The organism is Streptomyces flaveolus (assembly GCF_014648815.1).
Lineage (GTDB): Bacteria > Actinomycetota > Actinomycetes > Streptomycetales > Streptomycetaceae > Streptomyces > Streptomyces flaveolus.
This window is the reverse complement of the sequence record NZ_BMRV01000014.1, coordinates 100,003-121,317: the sequence shown is the minus strand read 5'-3', so window position 1 is coordinate 121,317 and position 21,315 is coordinate 100,003. Positions and strand designations below refer to the sequence as shown.

Below are 21,315 nucleotides of genomic sequence, written 5' to 3'. Positions count from 1 at the left end.
GTGGGGGGTGGGGGTTCGACGGATTGGCGGGGTCCGGGGCTCGGGGTGGGCCGCAAACCGGTTATTCGGTCGTCGTCGCCTTCAGGGCCAGCCACAGCTCCATCCGGACGTCCGGGTCGTCCAGGGAGCGGCCGAGGATCTCCTCCACGCGGCGCATCCGGTAGCGCAGGGTGTGGCGGTGGACGCCCAGGTCGGCGGCCGCCGCGTCCCACTGCCCGTGCCGGGAGAGCCAGGCGCGCAGGGAGGCCACCAGGTCGCCGCGGCCGGTGGCGTCGTGGTCGCGCAGCGCCCGCAGCAGGCCGTCGGCGAAGGCGCGCACCGCGTCGTCGGCGAGCAGCGGCAGCACCGAGCCCGCCGCCAGGTGTTCGTGCTCCACACAGACCCGGCCACGGCGGCGGGCCACCGACAGCGCCTGCTCGGCCTGCTTGTACGCGGCGGACGCGGCGATGGGCCCGGACGGCGCCGACAGGCCGACGACCAGCCCCTCCTCGTCGCCGCCCGTGATCGGCTCCGGCGTCGGCCGGGACGCTTCCAGGGCCGCCGCGTACGCGGCGCAGGCGGCGACGGCCGCGCCCTCGTCGGTGGCCAGGACCACCAGACGCTCCCCCTCGGGCACCACCAGCACCGCCTCGCCCGCCCGGGCCGCCGCCGACTCGACGACCTCGGCGAGGGCCCCGAGCGGGTCGCCGCCGGTGTCGGCCGCGGCCAGCGCGGCGGCGGAGGGCTTGGTGACGGGCACGCGCGGTTGCGGCCCGGCGTGCGCCCGGGCGGCCGAGGCCGACGCGGGCTCGGCGACGATCATCCGGAAGGGCGCGTCGAGCAGGTCGCCGTACAGGTCCCCGGCGACCGCGCGGGCGTGGTCCGGTTCACCGGCGAGCAGCATGTGCAGCACGGCCGCGCCGATGCGCTGCTCGGCCGCGTGCAGGGAGCGGGAGCGTTCCGTGGTGAGCGTCAGCAGGGCGATGGCGGAGTGGACGGCGTACCGCTCGGCGGTGCCGAGGGTCGCGGCCGTGCCGACCGCGAGCGCCGCGCGGGCCTTGCGGGAGGTGCCGAGGGAGTGCAGCTCGACCCGGTCGGTGTTCTCGGGCTGCTCGGAGTCGCCCGCGCCGCCCCCGACCACGGAGGAGGCCGGCGCCGGCCGCTCCCGCAGCCGCTGCACGTCCGCCGTGAGCCGCGCCGCCCTGCGGCCCGCCCACTCGGGTGCCGCGGCGACGACGGCGCCCGCGGTGTCGTACAGCGCCGCCCAGCCGTCGACCTGCGCGGCCAGCGCCGCCAGCAGCCCCTCCGGGCCGTCGGTCAACGCCTGCTTGGTCAGCTCCCGCTGCGCCGCGAAGCCCGCCGTGACCGCCCGGTACTGGTCGGCGGCGATGGCGGCGGACACGGCCTTGCTGATGGCGAGGAAGGGCGTGCGGCGCGGGACCTCCAGCAGCGGCAGGCCCTCTCCCCGCGCGGCCTCGACCAGCGCGTCGGGGATGTCCTCGTAGTGGACCCCGACGGCGAACCCGAGCCCCACCACCCCGGCCCCGGCCAGCCGTCTCACGTACTGGCGCATCGCCTGCGGGTCCTCCGCGTCCAGCTTGAGCGCGGTGATCAGCAGGAGCTCGCCGCCCTCCATGTAGGGCACGGGGTCGGCGAGCTCGCTGGAGTGGGCCCAGCGGACCGGCACGTCGAGGCGGTCCTCGCCCGCGCGCACGGTCAGTTTGAGCGCGGAGTGGTGGACGAGCGAGGCGAGCGTCGGGGGCATGGGGCCTTCAGATCTGCGTCAGGTGTGCGAGGGCGGTGCGGAATCTCTGTGATCTTTTAGCCGCCGCGTATGAACGGCCTGTGTCGATTCTGCCTCACCGTACGGTCCCCGCGGGTGCGTCCCCGGGCGGGGACCTCAGCCGCGCAGATCCACCAGCAGCGGCGGCGCGTGCTCGCCGCCCACGGTGGTCAGTGACAGCACCGCATGCCCCGCCGGCACCGCGTGCGCCAGCTCGGACGCGGACCACCGCTCGCGCTCGACCTGCCGCACGGTGACCGCCCGCGCGGTGGGCGCCTTGCCCGTGATCACCCGGCGCAGCATGTGCACGGCCTTGCCGGCCGGGGTCTCGGCGATGATCTGCCGGTCGGTGACGTCCCGGGCCTCGGTCCACTCCTTGCCCCACACCTCGGCGAAGTCCTGCCCGTCCCAGGGGGTGAGCCCGGACAGCGCCATCCGGCAGCCGATGGACCCGAGCAGCGGCCCGCGCAGCGGACGCGGTACGTCGTCCAGGGTGCGCAGGGTCAGGACGACCCCGGCGCCCGCGGAGCGCAGCCGCTGGACACCTCGTACGGCCTCCGGCGTCACGACGCCGCTCGCGTCGTCCAGCACCAGGCACGCGAACAGCGATCGGTCCTCCCGTACCGACACGCTCGCGGTGAACTGGGCGAGCACCAGCCGGGCCAGGATGCGCGAGGCGTCCGCGTGGCCGCGTTCGGGCAGGTCGATGCGGACCCGCACCGGATGGTCGAGGGCCTTGAGGGAGAACGGCCGGGTCTGCCCCGAGGTGTCGAAGAAGGAGGCGAAGGCGGGCCGGTCGAGGAGCGCCACCCGGTCGGCCAGGACGCCGCCGACGTCACCGGGGTGCCCCATCTGGCGCTCGCGGGCGTCCAGCTCGCGCAGCAGCGACTCCTGTCCGGCCTCCTGGAGGCCCTGGCGCAGCTCGGCCAGCGGTCCGGGCGTCCCGTCGAGGAGCTGCCGCAGCTCGGGTACGCCGGGGAAGCGTCCGTGCACCGCCCGGAACGGGCCGAGCAGCTGGGCGAGGACGGTGGTGGAGCGGCGGCTGTCGCTGCCCGGGTGCGGGTCGGCGAGATCCCCGACGAGCGCCTCGGCGAGCACGGCGGCGGCCTCGTCGGGATCGGTCGTGCCGCCGTAGAGGTCGAGGTCGTACACGGAATCCGGGTTCCCGACCCGCACGACGACGTCGTAGGCGTCGGCCGGGCCGAGCCCGGCGCCGGCCGCGCCGACCACGACGACCGCGGCCCGGCCGGCCAGGGCGTGCAGGCACAGGGACTCGGCGAGCGGCCGCACGACCGCGCCGGTCTTGCCGGACCCGGCCGGTCCGACGGCGAGCAGGGAGGTGCCGAGCAGGTCGGGCCCGAGGGCGAGGCCGGTGCCGCGGTAGGCGTAGGGGTTGCGGTCGTCGTCGGCGGTGGTGCCGAGCCGTACCTGCCCGGTGACCAGGTCGTGCCGGGCCTGCCGGGAGGGCAGGTCACGGGCGCCGGAGGGGTGCGGGCAGGCGCCGGCGCCATGGCTGAGCACGGCACCGGTGAAGGTGGCGAGGCTGTGCCGGCCGCGCGCCACGCCCTGCCAGGCGCGGGCGATGCGGGCGTGGTCGACGTCCCGCATCAGCCCGGAACGCGCGTCGGCGGCGAGCCGCTCGGCGGCGTCGACGGCACCGGCGGCACGCAGGGCGGGCCAGGCGGCGGGGTCCTCCTCGGGCGCGGGCGGGGGGCCGTCGCCCGGGGCGGCGCGACGCCAGGCGGGCGGGCCGTAGCGGCGCCAGATCTCACTCCAGCGGCCGAGCCGGCCGACGCCGACCATGATGATCGCGGCGACCAGGACGTAGTAGGCGTAGACGGCCACGACGGCGCCGAAGCTGTGCGGCTCGGCCCAGGAGTCCGGGATCATCGCGTAGAGCGGGAGCAGCCACCAGCCGCCGAGGTAGCCGTTCCACAGCAGGGACCAGATCAGCCAGCCGACGAGGAAGGCGATCAGCGCCCCGCTCAGCAGCTGCCGCCCCGGGATCCGCTCGGGTTCCTCCTCCGGCCGCGGCCGGTGTCCGAAGCGCCACACGCCGGGCAGCGCCTCGGGGCGCGGGGTGCGCAGCCAGGTCAGGAAGGCGGAGCCGTCCGGCAGCGGGGGCACGGCCGGTGCCGCGGGCGTCCCGGGCTGCCGGGCAGGCCGCGGCGGCACCGCGGGCACCTCGGGAGGCCCCGCCGGACGCGGCACAGGATTCGCGTGCGTACCCCGCGTGTCCCGCATGCCGTCGCTGTCCATCGACTCTGCCCCCTGACCAGCCGCTCCGTCCACCATCAGCGAGCCAATCTAACGCCCTGGCAGGGCGAGTTCACCGCTTACGCGGCCGGGCCCGCATCGACGTGTCCGCATGCCGCCGTACGCGCCACCTGTCCACCGCGGACAACCGACGACGCGGACAACGCCCACATGGAGCATGCCCACCCCCCGCTCCCGGTCCTAGCCTGCGAGAAAAGAAGGCAAGCGTCCGAAAAGATCCACAGGAGCCCCCATGACCGCACTTCCGCAGGAGCGCCGCGTCGTCACCGCCATTCCCGGCCCGAAGTCGCAGGAGCTGCAGGCCCGCCGGACCGCCGCGGTCGCGCAGGGCGTGGGCTCCACGCTGCCCGTCTTCGTCACGCGCGCCGGCGGCGGCGTCATCGAGGACGTCGACGGCAACAGCCTGATCGACTTCGGCTCCGGCATCGCCGTGACCTCCGTCGGCGCCTCCGCCGAGGCCGTCGTACGCAAGGCGTCCGCGCAGCTCGCCGACTTCACCCACACCTGTTTCATGGTCACGCCGTACGAGGGCTACGTCGCCGTAGCCGAGGCGCTGGCCGAGCTGACCCCGGGCGACCACGCCAAGAAGTCGGCGCTGTTCAACAGCGGCGCCGAGGCCGTCGAGAACGCCGTCAAGATCGCCCGTGCGTACACCAAGCGCCAGGCCGTCGTCGTCTTCGACCACGGTTACCACGGCCGTACCAACCTGACGATGGCGCTGACGGCGAAGAACATGCCGTACAAGCACGGCTTCGGTCCGTTCGCGCCCGAGGTCTACCGCGTGCCGGTCGCCTACGGCTACCGCTGGCCGACCGGCCCGGAGAACGCCGGCCCGGAGGCCGCCGCCCAGGCCATCGACCAGATCGCCAAGCAGGTCGGCGCCGAGAACGTGGCCGCGATCATCATCGAGCCGGTGCTCGGCGAGGGCGGCTTCATCGAGCCGGCCAAGGGCTTCCTGCCGGCGATCCGCCAGTTCGCCGCCGACAACGGCATCGTCTTCGTCGCCGACGAGATCCAGTCCGGCTTCTGCCGCACCGGCCAGTGGTTCGCCTGCGAGGACGAGGGCATCGTCCCGGACCTGATCACGACGGCCAAGGGCATCGCCGGCGGTCTGCCGCTGGCCGCCGTCACCGGCCGCGCCGAGATCATGGACTCCGCCCACGCCGGCGGCCTCGGCGGCACCTACGGCGGCAACCCGGTCGCCTGCGCGGGTGCGCTCGGCGCGATCGAGACGATGAAGGAGCTCGACCTCAACGCGAAGGCGAAGCGGATCGAGGAGGTCATGAAGGCCCGCCTCACCGCCATGGCCGAGAAGTTCGACATCATCGGCGACGTCCGGGGCCGCGGCGCGATGATCGCCGTGGAGCTGGTCAAGGACCGCGCCACCAAGGAGCCGAACCCCGAGGCGACCGCCGCGCTCGCCAAGGCCTGCCACGCCGAGGGCCTGCTGGTCCTGACCTGTGGCACCTACGGCAACGTGCTGCGCTTCCTGCCGCCCCTGGTCATCGGCGAGGACCTGCTGAACGAGGGCCTCGACATCATCGAGCAGGGCTTCGCCCGCGTCTGAGCGGAGCACCCGCGCGAGCCCGGGTTCGGGCATGTGCACGACCGTCCGAACGCGCATCTGAGCTGCGGTTCGCACGCCTGGTGCGGCGAACCGCAGAGCGTGTGAAGAACGTGTGCGGGGTGGATGGCAGGACGCCGATGCCCCTGTCGTGGGCGGACCCCCTGTCGTAGGTTCTACGCAGATGAGAGATACACCCGCCCACGGGGGACCGTGAGCGGAGCTCAGGCCGGGGCCTCCCCAGCTTCGACCTGGTCGTGCCTCGCGCACACAGCCGGAACCCGCGGGTTCCGGGTCTCCTCACCGATCGGACGGTCGCCCGCCCCAAACCCCCCGGGGCGCGCGACGTTCCGGTCAGGACGCCGCCTCGGCACCCGGGACGGTGGTTCACCGAAGGGCCGGCACACTCCCCCCCTTGTGCCGGCCCTTCGGTGTGTCCGCGCGCGGGTGCCCCTCACTCCTCCCCGGTGATGCGGGCGAGCAGGGCGCGGGCCTCCCGGATGCGCGGATGGGCCGGGTGCAGGTTCCGCTCGCAGTCGGCCAGCGCCCGCCGGGCCGCCTCCCGTGCCTCGCCCTGACGGCCGAGTCCGTGCAGCGCCTCGGCCGTGACCAGGTCCAGCCGTCCGCTGTCCCTGCGGGACGGGGGCGGGGTGAAGCGCCGCGCCTCGGTGAGCGCCTCCGCGTACCGGCCCTGGCCCGTGAGGCAGCGCACCAGGGTGGCATGCAGGGCGGAGAGGACCGCCGCCTCGGCGCGGGGCAGGTTGCCACGGACGACGGCCTCGGCCTCCTCGTGGCGGCCCTGGCCGCACAGGGCGGCGGCCAGGTGGGACAGGGCGATCGGTTCGACGGCGCCGGGCGAGGTGAGCCGGGCCAGCCGATTCGTCCCGCGCAGCACGTCGAGGGCCTCGGCCTCCGCCTCCCGGTGGCGCTCCTCGCCGATCAGGACCAGAGTGCGGTGGTTGCGGACCACCAGCCGCAGCAGCTCGGTCTCGACGTCGACCGGCTCCAGTTCCGCGATCAGTGCCTCCAGTTCGGGCAGCACCTCCGTGCCCCGGCCGTGCGCGACGGCCGCACCGGTGGCCAGGGTGAGCGCCTGCCACCGCGGCAGGGGCCGTTCTCTGCGCCAGGGGTGCGGCGGGATCGCGGCGAGCGCGCGGGCCGCGGCCTCGACCTGCTCGTAGGCGCCGGCCCGGAACTCGTCGAAGAGGCCGGCGAAGGTCTCCTCGCGCTTGCGCTCGCGTGGCGTTCGTATGCTCTTCACGGGCGGGGAGCGTACGCGAGCGGGGAGCCTGTCAGGCTGAGGACATGCCGGTCTCCTCACCCCGCCCGTTCCGTGCCCTGCTCGGGCTGCTCGCCGCCCCCGCGCTGCTCTTCGCGCTGATCACCTGGCAGGTCGTCGCCGACGGGCCCCTGGTGGGGCTGGACGAGCGGGTGAGCCGGGCGCTCGTCCATCCGGACCGGTTCTCCGAACTGCTGGCCGACCTCGGCAATGTGCAGGTGGCGGTGCCCGTCCTCGCGCTCGCGCTGGCCGGCGTCGCGTGGTGCGGGCGCGCCAGAGGTGTGGACCGCTGGTGGCTGCCACCCCTCGCGGGAGTCGCGGCGATGGCCTTGGTGCCGGCGCTCGTCGCCCCGCTGAAGGAGTGGACCGACCGCCCCGGCACCCCGGCGGTACCGCCGGCCGTCGGCTACTACCCCTCCGGCCACACCGCCACCGCCCTCGTCGCGTACGGCGCGGCGACGCTGCTGCTCCTTCCGCTGCTGCGCGCGCCTGCCGTCCGCCGCCTGCTCGTCGTGTTCTGCGCCGTCCTCGTCCTCGGCGCCTCCTTCGGGCTGGTCCGCCGGGGCTACCACTGGCCGCTGGACGTGGTGGCCAGTTGGTGCCTGGGGGCGGTGCTGCTGACGGGGGTGTGGTCGCTGCTCAGCCGAAGTACGCGTCGAAGTTCTTCTGGAACTCCCAGTTCGCGTACCGGTCCCAGTTGATCGACCAGGTCATCAGGCCGCGCAGGCCCGGCCAGGTGCCGTGGGTCGCGTACGAGCCGCAGTCGGTCTTCCTGGTCAGGCAGTTCAGGGCCTTGGTGACCTCGGCCGGGGAGACGTGACCGTTGCCCGCGTTGGTGGAGGCGGGCATGCCGATGGCGACCTGGTCGGGGCGCAGCGGCGGGAAGACGTTGTTCGCGTCGCCGGCGACCGGGAAGCCGGTGAGCAGCATGTCGGTCATGGCGATGTGGAAGTCGGCTCCGCCCATGGAGTGGTACTGGTTGTCGAGGCCCATGATCGGGCCGGAGTTGTAGTCCTGGACGTGCAGCAGGGTCAGGTCGTCGCGCAGGGCGTGGATGACCGGGAGGTAGGCGCCGCAGCGGGGGTCCTGCCCGCCCCACTTGCCCGTGCCGTAGAACTGGTAGCCGTTCTGCACGAAGAAGGTCTCCGGGGCCATGGTCAGCACGAAGTCGTCGCCGTACTTGGCCTTCAGGGTCTTCAGGGCCGAGATCAGGTTGACGATCACCGGGGTCTTCGGGTTCCTGAAGTCCGTGTCGTCGGCGTTCAGCGACAAGGAGTGGCCCTCGAAGTCGATGTCGAGGCCGTCGAGCCCGTACTCGTCGATGATCTTCGAGACGGACGAGACGAACAGGTCGCGGGCACCGGTCGTCGACAGCTGCACCTGGCCGTTCTGGCCGCCGATGGAGATCAGCACCTTCTTGCCGGCCGCCTGCTTGGCCTTGATCGCCGCCTTGAACTCGGCGTCGCTCTCCACGTTCGGGCATGCGGTGACCGGGCAGCGCGTGAAGCGGATGTCGCCGGAGGTGACCGAGGTGGGTTCGCCGAAGGCCAGGTCGATGACGTCCCAGCTGTCGGGCACGTCGGCCATGCGGGTGTAGCCGGAGCCGTTGGCGAAGCTCGCGTGGAGGTAGCCGACCAGGGCGTGGGCCGGGAGGCCGGATCCGCCTCCGTCCGAGCCCTGGGTGGTGGTGGCCGTGACCGTCGCGGACCGTGCGGACTCACCGGCGTCGTTGACCGCCGCGACCTGGAAGGCGTACGCCGTCGACGGGGTCAGGCCGGTCACGGTGGTGGAGGTGCCGGTGACCGTGCGGACCCTGGCGCCGTCGCGGTAGACCGCGTAGCCCGTCGCGCCCGGGACGGGCGACCAGGACAGGGCGACGCTGGAGGAGGTGACGGTGCCGGCCGTCAGACCGGCGGGGGCCGCCGGGGGCTGACCCGCCTCGCCGCCGGGCCCGGTCAGGGAGATGTCGTCGGCGTGGTAGGCGCCGGTGCCGTACCAGCCGTGGGTGTAGACGGTGACCTTGGTCGTGGTCGGGCCGGTGCGGAAGGTGGTCGTCAGGCGTTGCCAGTCGGGGGCGGACTGGGCCCAGGTGGAGACGTCGGTGGTGCCGGTGCCGCTCGCGCCGAGGTAGACGTACGTGCCGCGGACGTACCCCGACAGCGTGTACGCGGAGTCGGGTTTCACGGTCACCGTCTGCGCGCAGCGGGCGTTGTCGGCGCCGGCCGGGGTGGCCTTCAGGGCGGAGGTGCCGCCGTGCACGGGCGAGGTCACGGTCGTGCCCGCCGTGCAGGTCCAGCCGTCGAGACCGGACTCGAAACCGCCGTTCCTCGCGAGGTCCGCGTCGGCCGCACGGGCGGCCGACGAGAGCGCGGTCATGCCGGTCACGGCGAGAGCCGTGGCGGTGAGCAGCGTGACGAGGGGTCGTCGGGCGAGAGGTCTGGAGCGTTCCACAAGTGCCTCCGGACATGGGGGAGATGGGGAGGGTGGAGCGCGCCCAACTTGGTCCAGACCAATTCGGTTGTCAACCCCTCGCGCGGCTCACCGCCCGTCCTCTCCCGCCGCGAGAGCCGCCGCCGCCTCGTGCATCGCCAGTTCGAGGAGCGCGGGATCGGTGAGGGTGCCGGACCCGTCGGGCGGGATCAGCCAGCGGACTCCGGAGGCCGACGGCCGCCCCGGGTAGGGCACGACGATCCAGGTGCCGGGTCCGGCCGTCCGGACGCCGGTGCCCAGCCAGCGGGCGGCGGTGCCGGGCGGCACGAGGAATCCGGTGCGTGCGTCGCCGAAGTCGACGAGCACGGGTCCGGGTTGGTCCAGGACGCGGGAGAGCACGTCGAGCGTCGGATAGCCGAGCCGGCTCGGCAGGATGAGCACGTCCCAGGCCTTGCCGGCGGGCAGCAGCACGATCCCCTGGGGGTTGCGCTCCCACTCCCGCCGGCAGGACTCGGGATCCGGTGCGACGGATGCCAGCCACGCGACCGCCGTCTTCGCACCAGGCATGTGAAGACCTCCCTCTCTCTCGTGGACGCGGGGTGCGTCACGAGAGAGAGGGAGGTCCGGGGCAGGCATTACGCGGGTTGCCGCGACTCCTTGGGGTGAACCGGATCACACCCCGGGTCCGGCCGGGTCAGCTGTCGAAGCCCAGACCCAGCTTGTCCATCGTCCGCAGCCACAGGTTGCGCCGGCCGCCGTGCGCGTCCGCGCGGGCCAGCGACCACTTGGTGAGCGCGATGCCGGTCCAGGCGAAGGGCTCGGGCGGGAACGGCAGCGGCTTCCTGCGGACCATCTCCAGTTCGGTGCGCTCGGTGCGCTCCCCCGCCAGCAGGTCGAGCATCACCTCGGCACCGAACCGGGTCGCCCCCACGCCCAGGCCGGTGTACCCGGCCGCGTAGGCGACCCTGCCCCGGTGCGCGGTGCCGAAGAACGCCGAGAAGCGCGAGCAGGTGTCGATGGCGCCGCCCCAGGCGTGCGTGAAGCGGACGCCCTCCAGCTGCGGGAAGCAGGTGAAGAAGTGCCCGGCGAGCTTGGCGTACGTCTCCGGGCGGTCGTCGTACTCGGCGCGCACCCGGCCGCCGTACGGATAGATCGCGTCGTAGCCGCCCCACAGGATCCGGTTGTCGGCGGACAGCCGGAAGTAGTGGAACTGGTTGGCGCTGTCCCCGAGGCCCTGCCGGTTCTTCCAGCCGATCGAGGCCAGTTGCGCGTCGGTGAGCGGCTCGGTCATCAGGGCGTAGTCGTAGACCGGGACGGTGTACGAGCGCACCCGCCTGACCAGGTTCGGGAAGATGTTGGTGCCGAGCGCGACCGTGCGGGCGCGGACTCCGCCGTACGGGGTGCGTACGGCCATGCCGGCCCCGTACGGCCGCAGGGTGAGCGCCGGGGTGTGCTCGTAGACGCGGACGCCGAGGCCGAGGCAGGCCCGCTTGAGGCCCCAGGCGAGCCTGGCGGGGTTGACCATGGCCACGCCCCGGCGGTCGTACAGGCCCGCCCGGAAGGTGGGCGAGTCGACCTGCTCCCGCACGGCCTCGGCGTCCAGGTACTCGACGCCCTCGGCGAGGCCCTTGGACCGGATCTCCTCGTACCAGTCCGACAGCTCGCGGGCCTGGTACTCCTCGGTCGCGACGTCGATCTCGCCGGTGCGTTCGAAGTCGCAGTCGAGGGAGTGCCGGGTCACCGCGGCCTCGATCGCGTCGAGGTTGCGCGCGCCCAGCTCCTCCAGCTTGTGGATCTCGCCGGGCCAGCGGGTGAGGCCGTTGGACAGCCCGTGCGTGAGGGAGGCCGCGCAGAAGCCGCCGTTGCGGCCGGAGGCGGCCCAGCCCACCTCGCGGCCCTCCAGCAGCACCACGTCCCGCTGCGGGTCGCGCTCCTTGGCGATCAGCGCGGTCCACAGTCCGCTGTAGCCGCCGCCGACGACCAGCAGGTCGCAGGTCTCGGGGCCGGTGAGGGCGGCCTCGGGGCGGGGGCGGCCGGGGTCGTCCAGCCAGTACGGGACCGGCTGGGCGTCGGAGAGTGATGTCGTCCAGTCGTTGCTGCGGCTCATGGCGCTCGGGGCCATGATTTCAACTCCCTACGAATGCACTGATGCGCTTTATGCCTTGCGGCGGTTTCGGCGGTTGCCGAGGACCATGGAGGCCAGGACGAACAGTACGGCGACGACGAACATGGCCGTACCGACGACGTTGATCTGAACGGGCGTTCCGCGCTGCGCCGATCCCCACACGAACATGGGGAAGGTGACGGTGGAACCCGCGTTGAAATTGGTGATGATGAAATCGTCGAAGGAGAGCGCGAAGGCGAGCAGCGCGCCGGCGGCGATTCCGGGTGCGGCGATGGGCAGCGTGACCCGGACGAAGGTCTGGAAGGGACCGGCGTACAGGTCCTGGGCGGCCTGCTCCAGTCGCGGGTCCATCGACATCACGCGCGCCTTGACGGCCGTCACCACGAAGCTGAGGCAGAACATGATGTGGGCGATGAGGATCGTCCAGAAGCCCAGTCGGGCACCCATGTTGAGGAACAGGGTGAGCAGCGAGGCGGCCATCACGACCTCGGGCATCGCCATCGGCAGGAAGATCAGCGAGTTGATCGCGCCGCGCGCCCGGAAGCGGTAGCGGACCAGCGCGAAGGAGATCGCCGTGCCGAGGGCGGTGGCGCCGAGCGTCGCCCAGAAGGCGATCTGGAGGCTGAGCGACAGCGAACCGCACAGCCCGGCGACCCCGCACGGGTCCTTCCAGGCGTCCGTGGAGAACTGCTGCCATTCGTAGTTGAAGCGCCCGTTCGGTTTGTTGAACGAGAACACCGTGACGATGACGTTGGGCAGCAGGAGATAAGCGAGCGTCAGCAGTCCGGCGATCACGACCAGATTGCGCTTGAACCAGTTGACGAAGGCCATTTAAACCAGATCCTCCGTGCCGGACTTGCGAATGTAGACGGTGACCATGGCGAGAATGGCGGCCATGAGGATGAAGGACAGTGCCGCGGCCGTCGGATAGTCCAGCACCCGCAGGAACTGGGACTGGATCACGTTGCCGATCATTCCGGTGTCGGCCGAGCCCAGCAGGGAGGCGTTGACGTAGTCGCCGGTCGCCGGGATGAAGGTCAGCAGCGTGCCGGAGACCACGCCCGGCATCGACAGCGGGAAGGTGACCTTGCGGAACACCGTGGACGGCTTCGCGTACAGGTCGCCGGCCGCCTCGTGCAGCCGGCCGTCGATCCGCTCGAGCGACGTGTACAGCGGGAGGATCATGAACGGCAGGAAGTTGTACGTCAGACCGCACACCACCGCGAGCGGGGTGGCCAGCACGCGGTCGCCGGCCGTCCAGCCGAGCCAGCTGGTGACGTCCAGGACGTGCAGGGTGTTCAGCGCCCCGACGACGGGTCCGCCGTCCGCCAGGATCGTCTTCCAGGCCAGGGTGCGGATCAGGAAGCTGGTGAAGAACGGCGCGATCACCAGGATCATGATCAGGTTGCGCCAGCGGCCCGCCCGGAACGCGATCAGGTAGGCGAGCGGGTAGCCGAGCAGCAGGCACAGCACGGTCGCGGAGGCGGCGTAGGCGACCGAGCGCAGGAACTGCGGCCAGTACTCGGACAGCGCGTCCCAGTAGGTGGCGAAGTGCCAGGTGACCTTGTAGCCCTCCTCCAGCGAGCCCGTCTGCACGGAGGTGGAGGCCTGGTAGATCATCGGCGCGGCGAAGAAGACGACCAGCCAGAGGATGCCGGGGAGCAGCAGCCAGTACGGGGTGAGGCGGCCCCGCTTGCGCGGGGGCTTCTTCGCCGGTGCGGCCGGGGACAGCGGCGGTGGCGCCTCGGTGAGGGTGGACATCAGGCGGCCTCCCCCTCGGCCACACCGGCGTCGATGTCCTGGGAAGCGTCCAGGCCGAAGGTGTGTGCCGGGTTCCAGTGCAGGACGACGTCGGCGCCGGGGGCGAGCCGGGCGTCGCGGTCGATGTTCTGGACGTAGACCTCGAACTCGGGACAGGCCGCGCAGTCGACGACGTACTGCGTGGAGACGCCGATGAAGCTGGTGTTGACGATCTTGCCCGTGATGCGGTTGCGGCCCTCGGGAAGGGAACCGGCGTCGTCCGCGTGCGTGAGGCTGATCTTCTCCGGGCGCACGCCGACCAGGACCTTGCCGCCCGCCTGGGCCGGCGCGGAACATCGGGCGCCGGGCAGGACCAGCTTGTCGCCGGCCGCCTTCACCGCGATGTCGTCGCCGCTGGTGGAGACGACCTCGGCCTCGATGAGGTTGGAGGTGCCGAGGAAGTTGGCGACGAAGGTGGTCCGCGGGTTCTCGTACAGGTCGGCGGGGGCGCCCAGTTGCTCGACGCGGCCGCCGTTCATCACGGCGACCTGGTCGGCCATCGTCATGGCCTCCTCCTGGTCGTGCGTGACGTGCACGAAGGTGATGCCGACCTCGGTCTGGATGCGCTTGAGCTCCAGCTGCATCTGGCGGCGCAGCTTGAGGTCGAGGGCGCCGAGCGGCTCGTCGAGGAGCAGCACCTTGGGGTGGTTGATCAGGGCGCGGGCGACCGCGACGCGCTGCTGCTGGCCGCCGGAGAGCTGGTGCGGCTTCTTGCGGGCCTGCTCGCCGAGCTGGACGAGGTCGAGCATCTCCTCGACCTGCTTCTTCACGCTCTTGATGCCGCGCCGGCGCAGGCCGAAGGCGACGTTCTCGAAGATGTCGAGGTGCGGGAAGAGGGCGTAGGACTGGAAGACCGTGTTGACCGGCCGTTTGTACGGTGGGAGCACGGTCACGTCCTGGTCGCCGAGGTGGACGGTGCCGCTGCTGGGCTCCTCCAGTCCGGCGATCATGCGCAGGGTCGTGGTCTTGCCGCAGCCGGAGGCGCCGAGCAGGGCGAAGAAGGAGCCCTGCGGCACGGTCAGGTCGAGCGGGTGCACGGCGGTGAAGGAGCCGTAGGTCTTGCTGATGCCGGAGAGGCGGACGTCGCCGCCGCGGTCCGTCGCGTCTGTCGTCGTCTTCATCGTCGTCACGCCCCAGTGAGCTTCGCGAACTTTTCTTCGTAGGCCGTCTCTTCCTTCGCGCTCAGGGAGCGGAAGGCGTGGGACCTGGCCTGCATGGCCTTGTCGGGAATGATCAGCGGGTTGTTCGCCGCGTCCTCGTCGATCTTCGCGAGCTCGCCCTTCACGCCGTCCACGGGACAGACGTAGTTGATGTAGGCGGCGAGCTGCGCGGCCGGACCCGGCTCGTAGTAGTAGTCGATGAGCCGCTCGGCGTTGGTCTTGTGCCGGGCCTTGTTGGGGATCAGCATGCTGTCGCTGGACGTGATGTATCCGCTGTCCGGGATGAGGAAGTCGACGTCCGGGCTGTCCGCCTTGAGCTGGACCACGTCACCGGCCCAGGCCAGACAGGCCGCGAAGTCGCCCTTGGTGAGGTCGGACGTGTAGTCGTTGCCGGTGAAGCGGCGTATCTGGCCGCTGTCGACGCCCTTCTGGAGGCGGGCGATCGCCGCGTCGTAGTCGTCGTCGGAGAAGCGGGCCGGGTCCTTGCCCATGTCGAGCAGCGTCATGCCGACGGAGTCGCGCATCTCGGTGAGGAAGCCGACGCGGCCCTTGAGCTTCGGGTTGTCGAGCAGGTCGGAGACCGACGTGACCTCGATGCCGTCCAGCGCCTTCTTGTTGTAGGCGATGACCGTCGAGATGCCCTGCCAGGGGTACGAGTAGGCGCGGCCCGGGTCCCAGTCCGGGTCGCGGAACTGCGGGGACAGGTTGGCGAAGGCGTGCGGCAGATTGGACGGGTCCAGCTTCTGGACCCACCCGAGGCGGATCATCCGCGCGGCCAGCCAGTCGGTGAGGACGACGATGTCGCGGCCGGTCTCCTGGCCCGCGGCGAGCTGCGGCTGGATCTTGCCGAAGAACTCGTTGTTGTCGTTGATGTCCTCGGTGTACTTGACCTTGATGCCGGTCCGCCGGGTGAACGCGTCCAGCGTCGGGTGCCGGTTGCCGCTGTCGTCGACGTCCATGTACTCGGTCCAGTTGGAGAAGGAGATCTCCTTCTCCTCCTTCGACCGGTCCTCGGAGGACACGCCGCCCTCGGTCTTGCCGGCCGCGGGGATGCCGCAGGCGCTCAGCGCCCCGAGGCCGCCGACCGCGAGCGCGCCGCCCGCGGAGGCCCGCAGCAGCGAGCGGCGGGTGAGGGCGGCCCTGCCGTTGGTGAAACTGCGCCGCATGGCGGCCACTTGGGCCGGGGACAGGCGGTCGGGCTCGTACTGCTCCATGCGCGTGATGGCCCTTTCGGGTGGGTCGGCCGTGGTCGGCGGCCTGGCGTGATGGCTATCGGTCCCCGAAGACGGTGCGGTGCCAGTCCTTGCGGACCACCGCGGTGTTGTCGAACATGACGTGCTTGACCTGCGTGTACTCCTCGAAGGAGTAGGCGGACATGTCCTTGCCGAAGCCGGACGCCTTGTACCCGCCGTGGGGCATCTCGCTGATGATCGGGATGTGGTCGTTGATCCACACACAGCCCGCCTTGATCTCGCGGGTGGCGCGGTTCGCGCGGTACACGTCCCGGCTCCAGGCGGAGGCGGCCAGCCCGTACGGCGTGTCGTTGGCCAGCCGGATGCCCTCCTCGTCGCTGTCGAAGGGCAGGACGACGAGGACCGGCCCGAAGATCTCGCACTGGACGGCCTCGCTGTCCTGCGTGGCGTCGGCGATGAGCGTGGGCCGGTAGTAGGCGCCGTCCTTGAGCTCGCCCTGCGGGGCCTCGCCGCCGGTCACCACGCGCGCGTAGGAGCGCGCCCGGTCGACGAAGCCGGCGACGCGGTCCCGCTGGACGTGGCTGACCAGCGGACCGAGGTCGGTGTCCGGGGCGAAGGGGTCGCCGACGCGGACGGTGTCCATGAGGGCCGCGGTCCTCTCCACGAACGCCTCGTACAGGGGCCGCTGCACGTACGCGCGCGTGGCGGCCGTGCAGTCCTGGCCGGTGTTGATGAGCGCGCCCGCGACGGCTCCGTTGACGGCGGCGTCCAGGTCGGCGTCGTCGAAGACGAGGAAGGGCGCCTTGCCGCCGAGCTCCAGGTGGATGCGCTTGACGGTGGCGGTGGCGACCTCGGCGACGCGCTTGCCGACGGCGGTGGACCCGGTGAAGGAGGTCATGGCGACGTCGGGATGGCCGACGAGGTGCTCGCCGGCCTCCTGCCCGGTGCCGGTCACGATGTTGATCACGCCGTCGGGGATGCCGGCCTCGGTCGCCGCCTGGGCGAACATCAGGGAGGTGAGCGGGGTGATCTCGGCGGGCTTGAGCACGACGGTGTTGCCCGCGGCGATCGCCGGGAGGATCTTCCAGGCGGCCATCTGGAGGGGGTAGTTCCAGGGCGCGATGGAGCCGACGACACCGATCGGCTCGCGCCGGACGTAAGAGGTGTGGTCGCCGGAGTACTCGCCGGCCGACTGCCCCTGGAGATGCCGGGCGGCACCGGCGAAGAAGGCCGCGTTGTCGACCGTGCCCGGCACGTCGAACTCGCGGGTCAGCTTCAGCGGCTTGCCGCACTGCAGGGACTCGGCGCGCGCGAAGTCCTCGGCGCGCTCGGCGAGGACGGCGGCGAAACGGTGCAGGGCGTCGGAGCGCTCGCCCGGGGTGGCGCCGGACCAGCCGGGGAACGCCGCCCGCGCGGCGGCCACGGCCGCGTCGACGTCGTCCGCGCCGGCGAGCTCGTAGGTGAGGACGCCCTCGCCGGTCGCCGGGTCGACGACCGTGTGCGTGCGGCCGGAGGTGCCCTTCGTCAGGCGGCCCGCGATGTACTGCGCGCCGTCCGAAAAGCGCTGCTGGGCCGGGAATCGGTCCGGGGTGGCATTGCCCGGGTTGTGCATGTCGGCTCTCCTCGATGTCCCCGCGACAGGTCCTCGCGTCAGGAAGGCCCGCGACGGGAGTCCCCATGACGGGGCCGGCGTGGCTCAGGCTCGATGTGAGTGCCGATCCTGGCAGAGCACCACGCCCCCAACAAGTGATTCCGTTGTTGCCATTTGGTTACGCGACGGAATCTGTCGACCAGGTGTCGAGTCGCCACGGAAAAGGACGGACGGAGTGTCAGTGGCGCGTGCCAGACTCGCGTGCATGGAGAGGATCACGGGGGCGGCGGAGATGATCGACAGCAGAGAAGCGCTGCTCAGGGAGGTCCGGGCGGGCGCGAGGATCAAGTACCTCTGCTTCTGGGGGCACCGGCCGCTGCCGGACGGCCGGATCGGACCGAGCTGTCTGAGCCAGTGGTGGCCGTCGCCCTTCACCGTGGACGGGGTGGAGTACGCGACCGCCGAGCACTGGATGATGGCGGGCAAGGCGCGGCTCTTCGAGGACGCGGAGGCGGAGCGGCGGGTACGGGCCGCGGGGCATCCGGCGGAGGCGAAGAAGGCAGGGCGGCTGGTGCGCGGCTTCGACGAGGCGGTGTGGGAGCGGGAGCGCTTCCGGATCGTCGTCGAGGGCAGCGTCCACAAGTTCGCCTCGGACCCCGTGCTGCGCGCGTTCCTGCTGAACACCGGCGAGCGCGTGCTGGTGGAGGCGAGCCCGGTGGACCGGGTGTGGGGCATCGGCCTGACGGCGGACGACGAGGCGGCGACGGACCCGGAGCGGTGGCGGGGCGCGAATCTGCTGGGGTTCGCACTGATGGTGGCGCGGGGGCGGCTGCGGGCGAGGTGACGCAGAACGCGGCGTCGGAACGGGCGTGAGGACCGGCGCAGCTACGGAACGGGCAGCCGTAGCCGCCGTAGCTGCGGGCAGTCGTGCCGCTGGGGCGGCACGGGTGGGCGCAGCGGCACCCCGCAAGCGCGGGGCCACGCGACCGACCCGTGCCCCGCACCCGCGCCGGGCACCCCACAACGCCGGGCCACACGGCCCCTTACACGTGCCCCCCTACAGTCGGCGCACGTCAGGGCGACCGCTAGGTGAAGATCACCAGAGCACCGAAGCCGATGCCGAGCACGATGCCGGCGGCTCCGCAGATGATGCCGGCCAGGGCCTGCCCCGGGTTGGTGGCCTCGCCCCCGCGGGCCTTGCCGCGGCCGAGCGCGCCGAAGACGACGCCCAGGACACCCAGGACGATCGCGAGCGGCCACAGGCAGAAGACGACGGCCGAGACGATGCCCAGCACGAGACCTGCCGTCCCCATCCCGTTGCTCGGCATCGGCGCCATGCCGGGCCAGCCGTAGTAGCCCTGCGGCTGGGGACCGGCGTAACCGCCCTGGCCGGGATAGCCGTGGCCGCCGGGATAGCCGTAGGGCACCTGGCCGGGGCCGTCGGGGGCGATGGGCGGCGGGGGAACGGCCTGGCCCTGACCGGCGTACGGCGGTGCCGCGAAGGGACCCGCCGCACCACTCGCCGGCGAGGCGGCCCCCGGCGGCGCGAAGGGATTGGCACTGCTCGCAGGGTCCGCCGCACCCGGTGCCGCGAAAGGATTGGCGCCGCTCGGAGGAGGCGTCGCCCCCGGCGGCGCGAAGGGATCGGCGGCGCTCGGATGGGCCGTCGCACCCGGCGCCGCGAAGGGGCCCGTCGTGCCGTCCACCGGTGTCGTGGCCCCGGGGTTCGCCCACGGCGGGGGCTGCATGCCCGCGGCCGGCATGGACGTGACCGTCTGCTGGTCGTGGACGGACGGGGCCGGCCGCGGCGCCGGCCCGTTCGACGCGAGGGTGTCTCCCGGACCGCCGGCGGGCGGCGCCCACGGATCGGCCCCGGGGCCCGCGTCGGCGTCCTGTCCCGCGGGCACCGGCCGGCCGTCGCTCCCCGCCGAGCGGTCCGGCTTGTCGAGGCCGACTCCGGGGACCGCGTCCGCGATGCCGTCGTCTCCCCCGCCGGCCGGACCGGCCCAGGTGCCGCCGGAACCCGCACCCGGAGGGGCCGGCCGGGACGTGGGATCGTTCCCCGCGGCTTCCGGCGCCTGCGCGTCGGCTCGCGGCGGCTGCGCGTCGTCGGACATGCGCGGGGTCCCCTCTGTTCGAACGTCCCGTCATGCTACGGCCCGTCCCCGTCCCGCACGGCCCCGGCCTACGATGATCCCGAGTCACCGATCAGCCGATCACCCGCGTTCCACGGGACCCGCCCCCACCAAGGGCGGCACCGGGACGCCGTTCCGGGGAGGAACCCCTTGACCGAGCACCTCGTCGACCCCGACGTCCCGCGCGACCTGCACGCCTTCATCGCCGGACTGCCCAAGGCCGAACTGCACGTCCACCACGTCGGCTCCGCCTCCCCGCGCATCGTCTCGGAGCTGGCCGCGCGCCACCCCGACTCCAAGGTCCCCACCGACCCCGAGGCCCTGGCCGACTACTTCACGTTCACGGACTTCGCGCACTTCATCGACGTGTACCTGTCCGTCGTCGACCTGATCCGCACCCCGGAGGACGTACGGCTGCTGACGTACGAGGTGGCCCGGGACATGGCCCGCCAGCAGGTGCGCTACGCCGAGCTGACCATCACCCCCTTCTCCTCGACCCGGCGTGGCATCGACGAGGGCGCGTTCATGGACGCGATAGAGGACGCCCGCAAGGCGGCAGAGGCCGAGTTCGGGACCGTGCTGCGCTGGTGCTTCGACATCCCCGGCGAGGCCGGGCTGGAGTCCGCCGAGGAGACGACGCGGCTCGCCACCGACGACCGGCTGCGCCCCGAGGGACTGGTCTCCTTCGGCCTCGGCGGACCCGAGATCGGCGTTCCCCGGCCGCAGTTCAAGCCGTACTTCGACCGCGCCATCGCCGCCGGGCTGCACTCGGTGCCGCACGCGGGCGAGACGACCGGCCCGCAGACGGTCTGGGACGCGCTCACCGACCTGCGCGCCGAACGCATCGGGCACGGCACCAGCTCCGCGCAGGACCCGAAGCTGCTGGAGCACCTCGCCGAGCACCGGATCCCGCTCGAGGTGTGCCCGACCTCGAACATCGCCACGCGCGCGGTGCGCACCCTGGACGAGCACCCGATCAAGGAGTTCACCCGCGCCGGTGTCCTGGTGACGATCAACTCCGACGACCCGCCGATGTTCGGCACCGACCTCAACAACGAGTACGCCGTCGCCGCCCGGCTCCTCGGCCTCGACGAGCGAGGGCTCGCCGACCTCGCGAAGAACGGCGTCGAGGCGTCCTTCCTGGACGGGCCCGGCAAGGCCCGGCTGCGGGACGAGATCGACACGTACACCTCCTCCTGGCTCGCCTCCTGAGACGGCTCCTCACCGTGAATCCCCTGCGTGACGTGACCGCCGTGGCCCACCGCGGCGACCCCTACCGCTTCCGCGAGAACACGATCGCCTCCCTGCGCTCCGCCCTGGCCCGCGGCGCGGACGCGGTGGAGGTCGACGTCCGCCTCACCCGGGACGGCGTGCCCGTGCTCCTGCACGACGAGACGCTGAAACGGCTGTGGGAGCGGGACCGGCCGCTGCGCTCACTGTCGGCGCGGGAGGTGAACGACCTGACGGAGGGCCGGGTGCCGACCCTCGCGGAGGCGCTGACCGCCTGCGCCGGCAGCCGGGTGATGCTCGACCTGCCGGGCGCGCCCGACGTGCGCGCGGCACGCCGGGTGGTGGACGCCGTGCGCGAGTGCGGTGCGGACGACCGCGTCTACTATTGCGCGGGTCCCGCCGCGATGCTCGCCGTGCGCGCCGCCGACCCGGCCGCCGAGATCGCGCTGACCTGGACGACGGCCGCGCCGCCCCGGCCCGCGCTGCTGGCGGCCGTCCGGCCGCGATGGCTCAACTACCGGTTCGGGCTGGTGGACCGGGCGCTGGCCGAACGCGTGCACGACGGCGGGTACTTGCTGTCCGTGTGGACGCCCGACACCCGCCGCTCCATGCGGCGCCTGCTGGCCCTGGGGGTCGACTCGATCACGACCAACCGCGTCGACACGCTGCACGCCCTGCGCGCGGAACGCCGCCCCGTAGGGGCGATCCCGGTGAAGTCCCCGCGTACGTAAGGGAATGCAGCCCGGACGAGCCGTCGCGCCACGGTGTG

The 21,315-nt window shown here is 72.5% G+C and carries 17 protein-coding genes; 5 read left to right on the top strand and 12 right to left on the bottom strand.

Translation table 11 applies throughout. The features are described from left to right. Positions 1 to 61: 61 nt before the first annotated feature. Both IEZ05_RS28375 and IEZ05_RS28370 read right to left on the bottom strand, forming a co-directional pair. A complete protein-coding gene (locus tag IEZ05_RS28375; protein WP_189233110.1) occupies positions 62 to 1,744 on the bottom strand; it encodes a PucR family transcriptional regulator in 1,683 nt (560 codons plus the stop codon). Between the two features lie 135 nt (positions 1,745 to 1,879). Next, positions 1,880 to 4,021 carry an ATP-binding protein gene (locus IEZ05_RS28370; protein ID WP_189233109.1) on the bottom strand — a complete coding sequence of 714 codons (2,142 nt, stop codon included), beginning with the start codon at positions 4,019 to 4,021 and terminating at the stop codon, positions 1,880 to 1,882. Positions 4,022 to 4,271: 250 nt separating this feature from the next. On the opposite strand from IEZ05_RS28370, the gene gabT reads away from it, so the two are divergent. Continuing rightward, positions 4,272 to 5,606 (top strand): 4-aminobutyrate--2-oxoglutarate transaminase, encoded by a 1,335-nt coding sequence (gabT, locus tag IEZ05_RS28365; RefSeq protein WP_189233108.1) that lies wholly within the window; start codon positions 4,272 to 4,274, stop codon positions 5,604 to 5,606. Positions 5,607 to 6,057: 451 nt separating this feature from the next. On the opposite strand, the gene IEZ05_RS28360 is transcribed toward gabT, so the two are convergent. After that, complete coding sequence (locus IEZ05_RS28360) at positions 6,058 to 6,864, bottom strand: tetratricopeptide repeat protein (RefSeq protein ID WP_189233107.1); 807 nt, start codon at positions 6,862 to 6,864, stop codon at positions 6,058 to 6,060. 44 nt (positions 6,865 to 6,908) lie between these two features. Between IEZ05_RS28360 and IEZ05_RS28355 the strand changes: the two genes are divergently transcribed. Beyond that, complete coding sequence (locus IEZ05_RS28355) at positions 6,909 to 7,583, top strand: phosphatase PAP2 family protein (protein WP_189233106.1); 675 nt, start codon at positions 6,909 to 6,911, stop codon at positions 7,581 to 7,583. On the opposite strand, the gene IEZ05_RS28350 is transcribed toward IEZ05_RS28355, so the two are convergent. The 8 genes from IEZ05_RS28350 to IEZ05_RS28315 all read right to left on the bottom strand — a co-directional run bounded on the left by IEZ05_RS28350 (position 7,522) and on the right by IEZ05_RS28315 (position 17,202). Beyond that, a complete protein-coding gene (locus IEZ05_RS28350) occupies positions 7,522 to 9,333 on the bottom strand; it encodes a chitinase (RefSeq protein ID WP_189233105.1) in 1,812 nt (603 codons plus the stop codon). The two genes, IEZ05_RS28355 and IEZ05_RS28350, sit on opposite strands and share 62 nt — an antisense overlap. Before the next feature lie 87 nt (positions 9,334 to 9,420). After that, positions 9,421 to 9,879, bottom strand: a complete 459-nt coding sequence (locus IEZ05_RS28345) for a hypothetical protein (protein ID WP_189233104.1) — start codon at positions 9,877 to 9,879, stop codon at positions 9,421 to 9,423. Positions 9,880 to 10,006: 127 nt separating this feature from the next. Beyond that, the gene (locus IEZ05_RS28340) at positions 10,007 to 11,434 is read right to left on the bottom strand and encodes an NAD(P)/FAD-dependent oxidoreductase (RefSeq protein ID WP_189233103.1); all 1,428 of its coding nucleotides are present in this window, start codon (positions 11,432 to 11,434) and stop codon (positions 10,007 to 10,009) included. A gap of 33 nt (positions 11,435 to 11,467) precedes the next feature. Continuing rightward, positions 11,468 to 12,268, bottom strand: coding sequence for an ABC transporter permease (locus tag IEZ05_RS28335; RefSeq protein WP_189233102.1), 801 nt, complete (start codon positions 12,266 to 12,268; stop codon positions 11,468 to 11,470). After that, positions 12,269 to 13,198, bottom strand: coding sequence for an ABC transporter permease (locus IEZ05_RS28330; RefSeq protein WP_189233101.1), 930 nt, complete (start codon positions 13,196 to 13,198; stop codon positions 12,269 to 12,271). After that, positions 13,198 to 14,358, bottom strand: coding sequence for an ABC transporter ATP-binding protein (locus IEZ05_RS28325; RefSeq protein ID WP_189233100.1), 1,161 nt, complete (start codon positions 14,356 to 14,358; stop codon positions 13,198 to 13,200). The genes IEZ05_RS28330 and IEZ05_RS28325 overlap by 1 nt, the downstream gene beginning before the upstream one ends. A gap of 5 nt (positions 14,359 to 14,363) precedes the next feature. Continuing rightward, positions 14,364 to 15,611, bottom strand: a complete 1,248-nt coding sequence (locus IEZ05_RS28320) for a polyamine ABC transporter substrate-binding protein (RefSeq protein WP_189233099.1) — start codon at positions 15,609 to 15,611, stop codon at positions 14,364 to 14,366. 55 nt (positions 15,612 to 15,666) lie between these two features. Further along, entirely contained in the window at positions 15,667 to 17,202 is a 1,536-nt protein-coding gene (locus IEZ05_RS28315) for a gamma-aminobutyraldehyde dehydrogenase (protein ID WP_189233098.1), read from the bottom strand. 244 nt (positions 17,203 to 17,446) lie between these two features. Here IEZ05_RS28315 and IEZ05_RS28310 point away from each other — a divergent pair, with 244 nt between their 5' ends. Beyond that, positions 17,447 to 18,025 (top strand): NADAR family protein, encoded by a 579-nt coding sequence (locus IEZ05_RS28310; RefSeq protein ID WP_189233097.1) that lies wholly within the window; start codon positions 17,447 to 17,449, stop codon positions 18,023 to 18,025. A gap of 241 nt (positions 18,026 to 18,266) precedes the next feature. On the opposite strand, the gene IEZ05_RS36565 is transcribed toward IEZ05_RS28310, so the two are convergent. Then, a complete protein-coding gene (locus IEZ05_RS36565; protein ID WP_229869899.1) occupies positions 18,267 to 19,298 on the bottom strand; it encodes a DUF4190 domain-containing protein in 1,032 nt (343 codons plus the stop codon). 168 nt (positions 19,299 to 19,466) lie between these two features. On the opposite strand from IEZ05_RS36565, the gene IEZ05_RS28300 reads away from it, so the two are divergent. Beyond that, entirely contained in the window at positions 19,467 to 20,528 is a 1,062-nt protein-coding gene (locus IEZ05_RS28300) for an adenosine deaminase (RefSeq protein WP_189233096.1), read from the top strand. Positions 20,529 to 20,551: 23 nt separating this feature from the next. Beyond that, positions 20,552 to 21,277, top strand: coding sequence for a glycerophosphodiester phosphodiesterase (locus IEZ05_RS28295; protein WP_229869902.1), 726 nt, complete (start codon positions 20,552 to 20,554; stop codon positions 21,275 to 21,277). The last annotated feature ends 38 nt before the right edge of the window (positions 21,278 to 21,315 follow it).

Excerpts from the sequence above, each read along its gene's own strand:
- gabT (WP_189233108.1), top strand. The coding sequence starts at position 4,272 with ATGACCGCACTTCCGCAGGAGCGCCGCGTCGTCACCGCCATTCCCGGC.
- IEZ05_RS28320 (WP_189233099.1), bottom strand. The coding sequence starts at position 15,611 with ATGGAGCAGTACGAGCCCGACCGCCTGTCCCCGGCCCAAGTGGCCGCC.
- IEZ05_RS28325 (WP_189233100.1), bottom strand. The coding sequence starts at position 14,358 with ATGAAGACGACGACAGACGCGACGGACCGCGGCGGCGACGTCCGCCTC.
- IEZ05_RS28370 (WP_189233109.1), bottom strand. The coding sequence starts at position 4,021 with ATGGACAGCGACGGCATGCGGGACACGCGGGGTACGCACGCGAATCCT.
- IEZ05_RS28315 (WP_189233098.1), bottom strand. The coding sequence starts at position 17,202 with ATGCACAACCCGGGCAATGCCACCCCGGACCGATTCCCGGCCCAGCAG.
- IEZ05_RS28375 (WP_189233110.1), bottom strand. The coding sequence starts at position 1,744 with ATGCCCCCGACGCTCGCCTCGCTCGTCCACCACTCCGCGCTCAAACTG.
- IEZ05_RS36565 (WP_229869899.1), bottom strand. The coding sequence starts at position 19,298 with ATGTCCGACGACGCGCAGCCGCCGCGAGCCGACGCGCAGGCGCCGGAA.
- IEZ05_RS28310 (WP_189233097.1), top strand. The coding sequence starts at position 17,447 with ATGGAGAGGATCACGGGGGCGGCGGAGATGATCGACAGCAGAGAAGCG.
- IEZ05_RS28340 (WP_189233103.1), bottom strand. The coding sequence starts at position 11,434 with ATGGCCCCGAGCGCCATGAGCCGCAGCAACGACTGGACGACATCACTC.
- IEZ05_RS28355 (WP_189233106.1), top strand. The coding sequence starts at position 6,909 with ATGCCGGTCTCCTCACCCCGCCCGTTCCGTGCCCTGCTCGGGCTGCTC.
- IEZ05_RS28345 (WP_189233104.1), bottom strand. The coding sequence starts at position 9,879 with ATGCCTGGTGCGAAGACGGCGGTCGCGTGGCTGGCATCCGTCGCACCG.
- IEZ05_RS28330 (WP_189233101.1), bottom strand. The coding sequence starts at position 13,198 with ATGTCCACCCTCACCGAGGCGCCACCGCCGCTGTCCCCGGCCGCACCG.
- IEZ05_RS28335 (WP_189233102.1), bottom strand. The coding sequence starts at position 12,268 with ATGGCCTTCGTCAACTGGTTCAAGCGCAATCTGGTCGTGATCGCCGGA.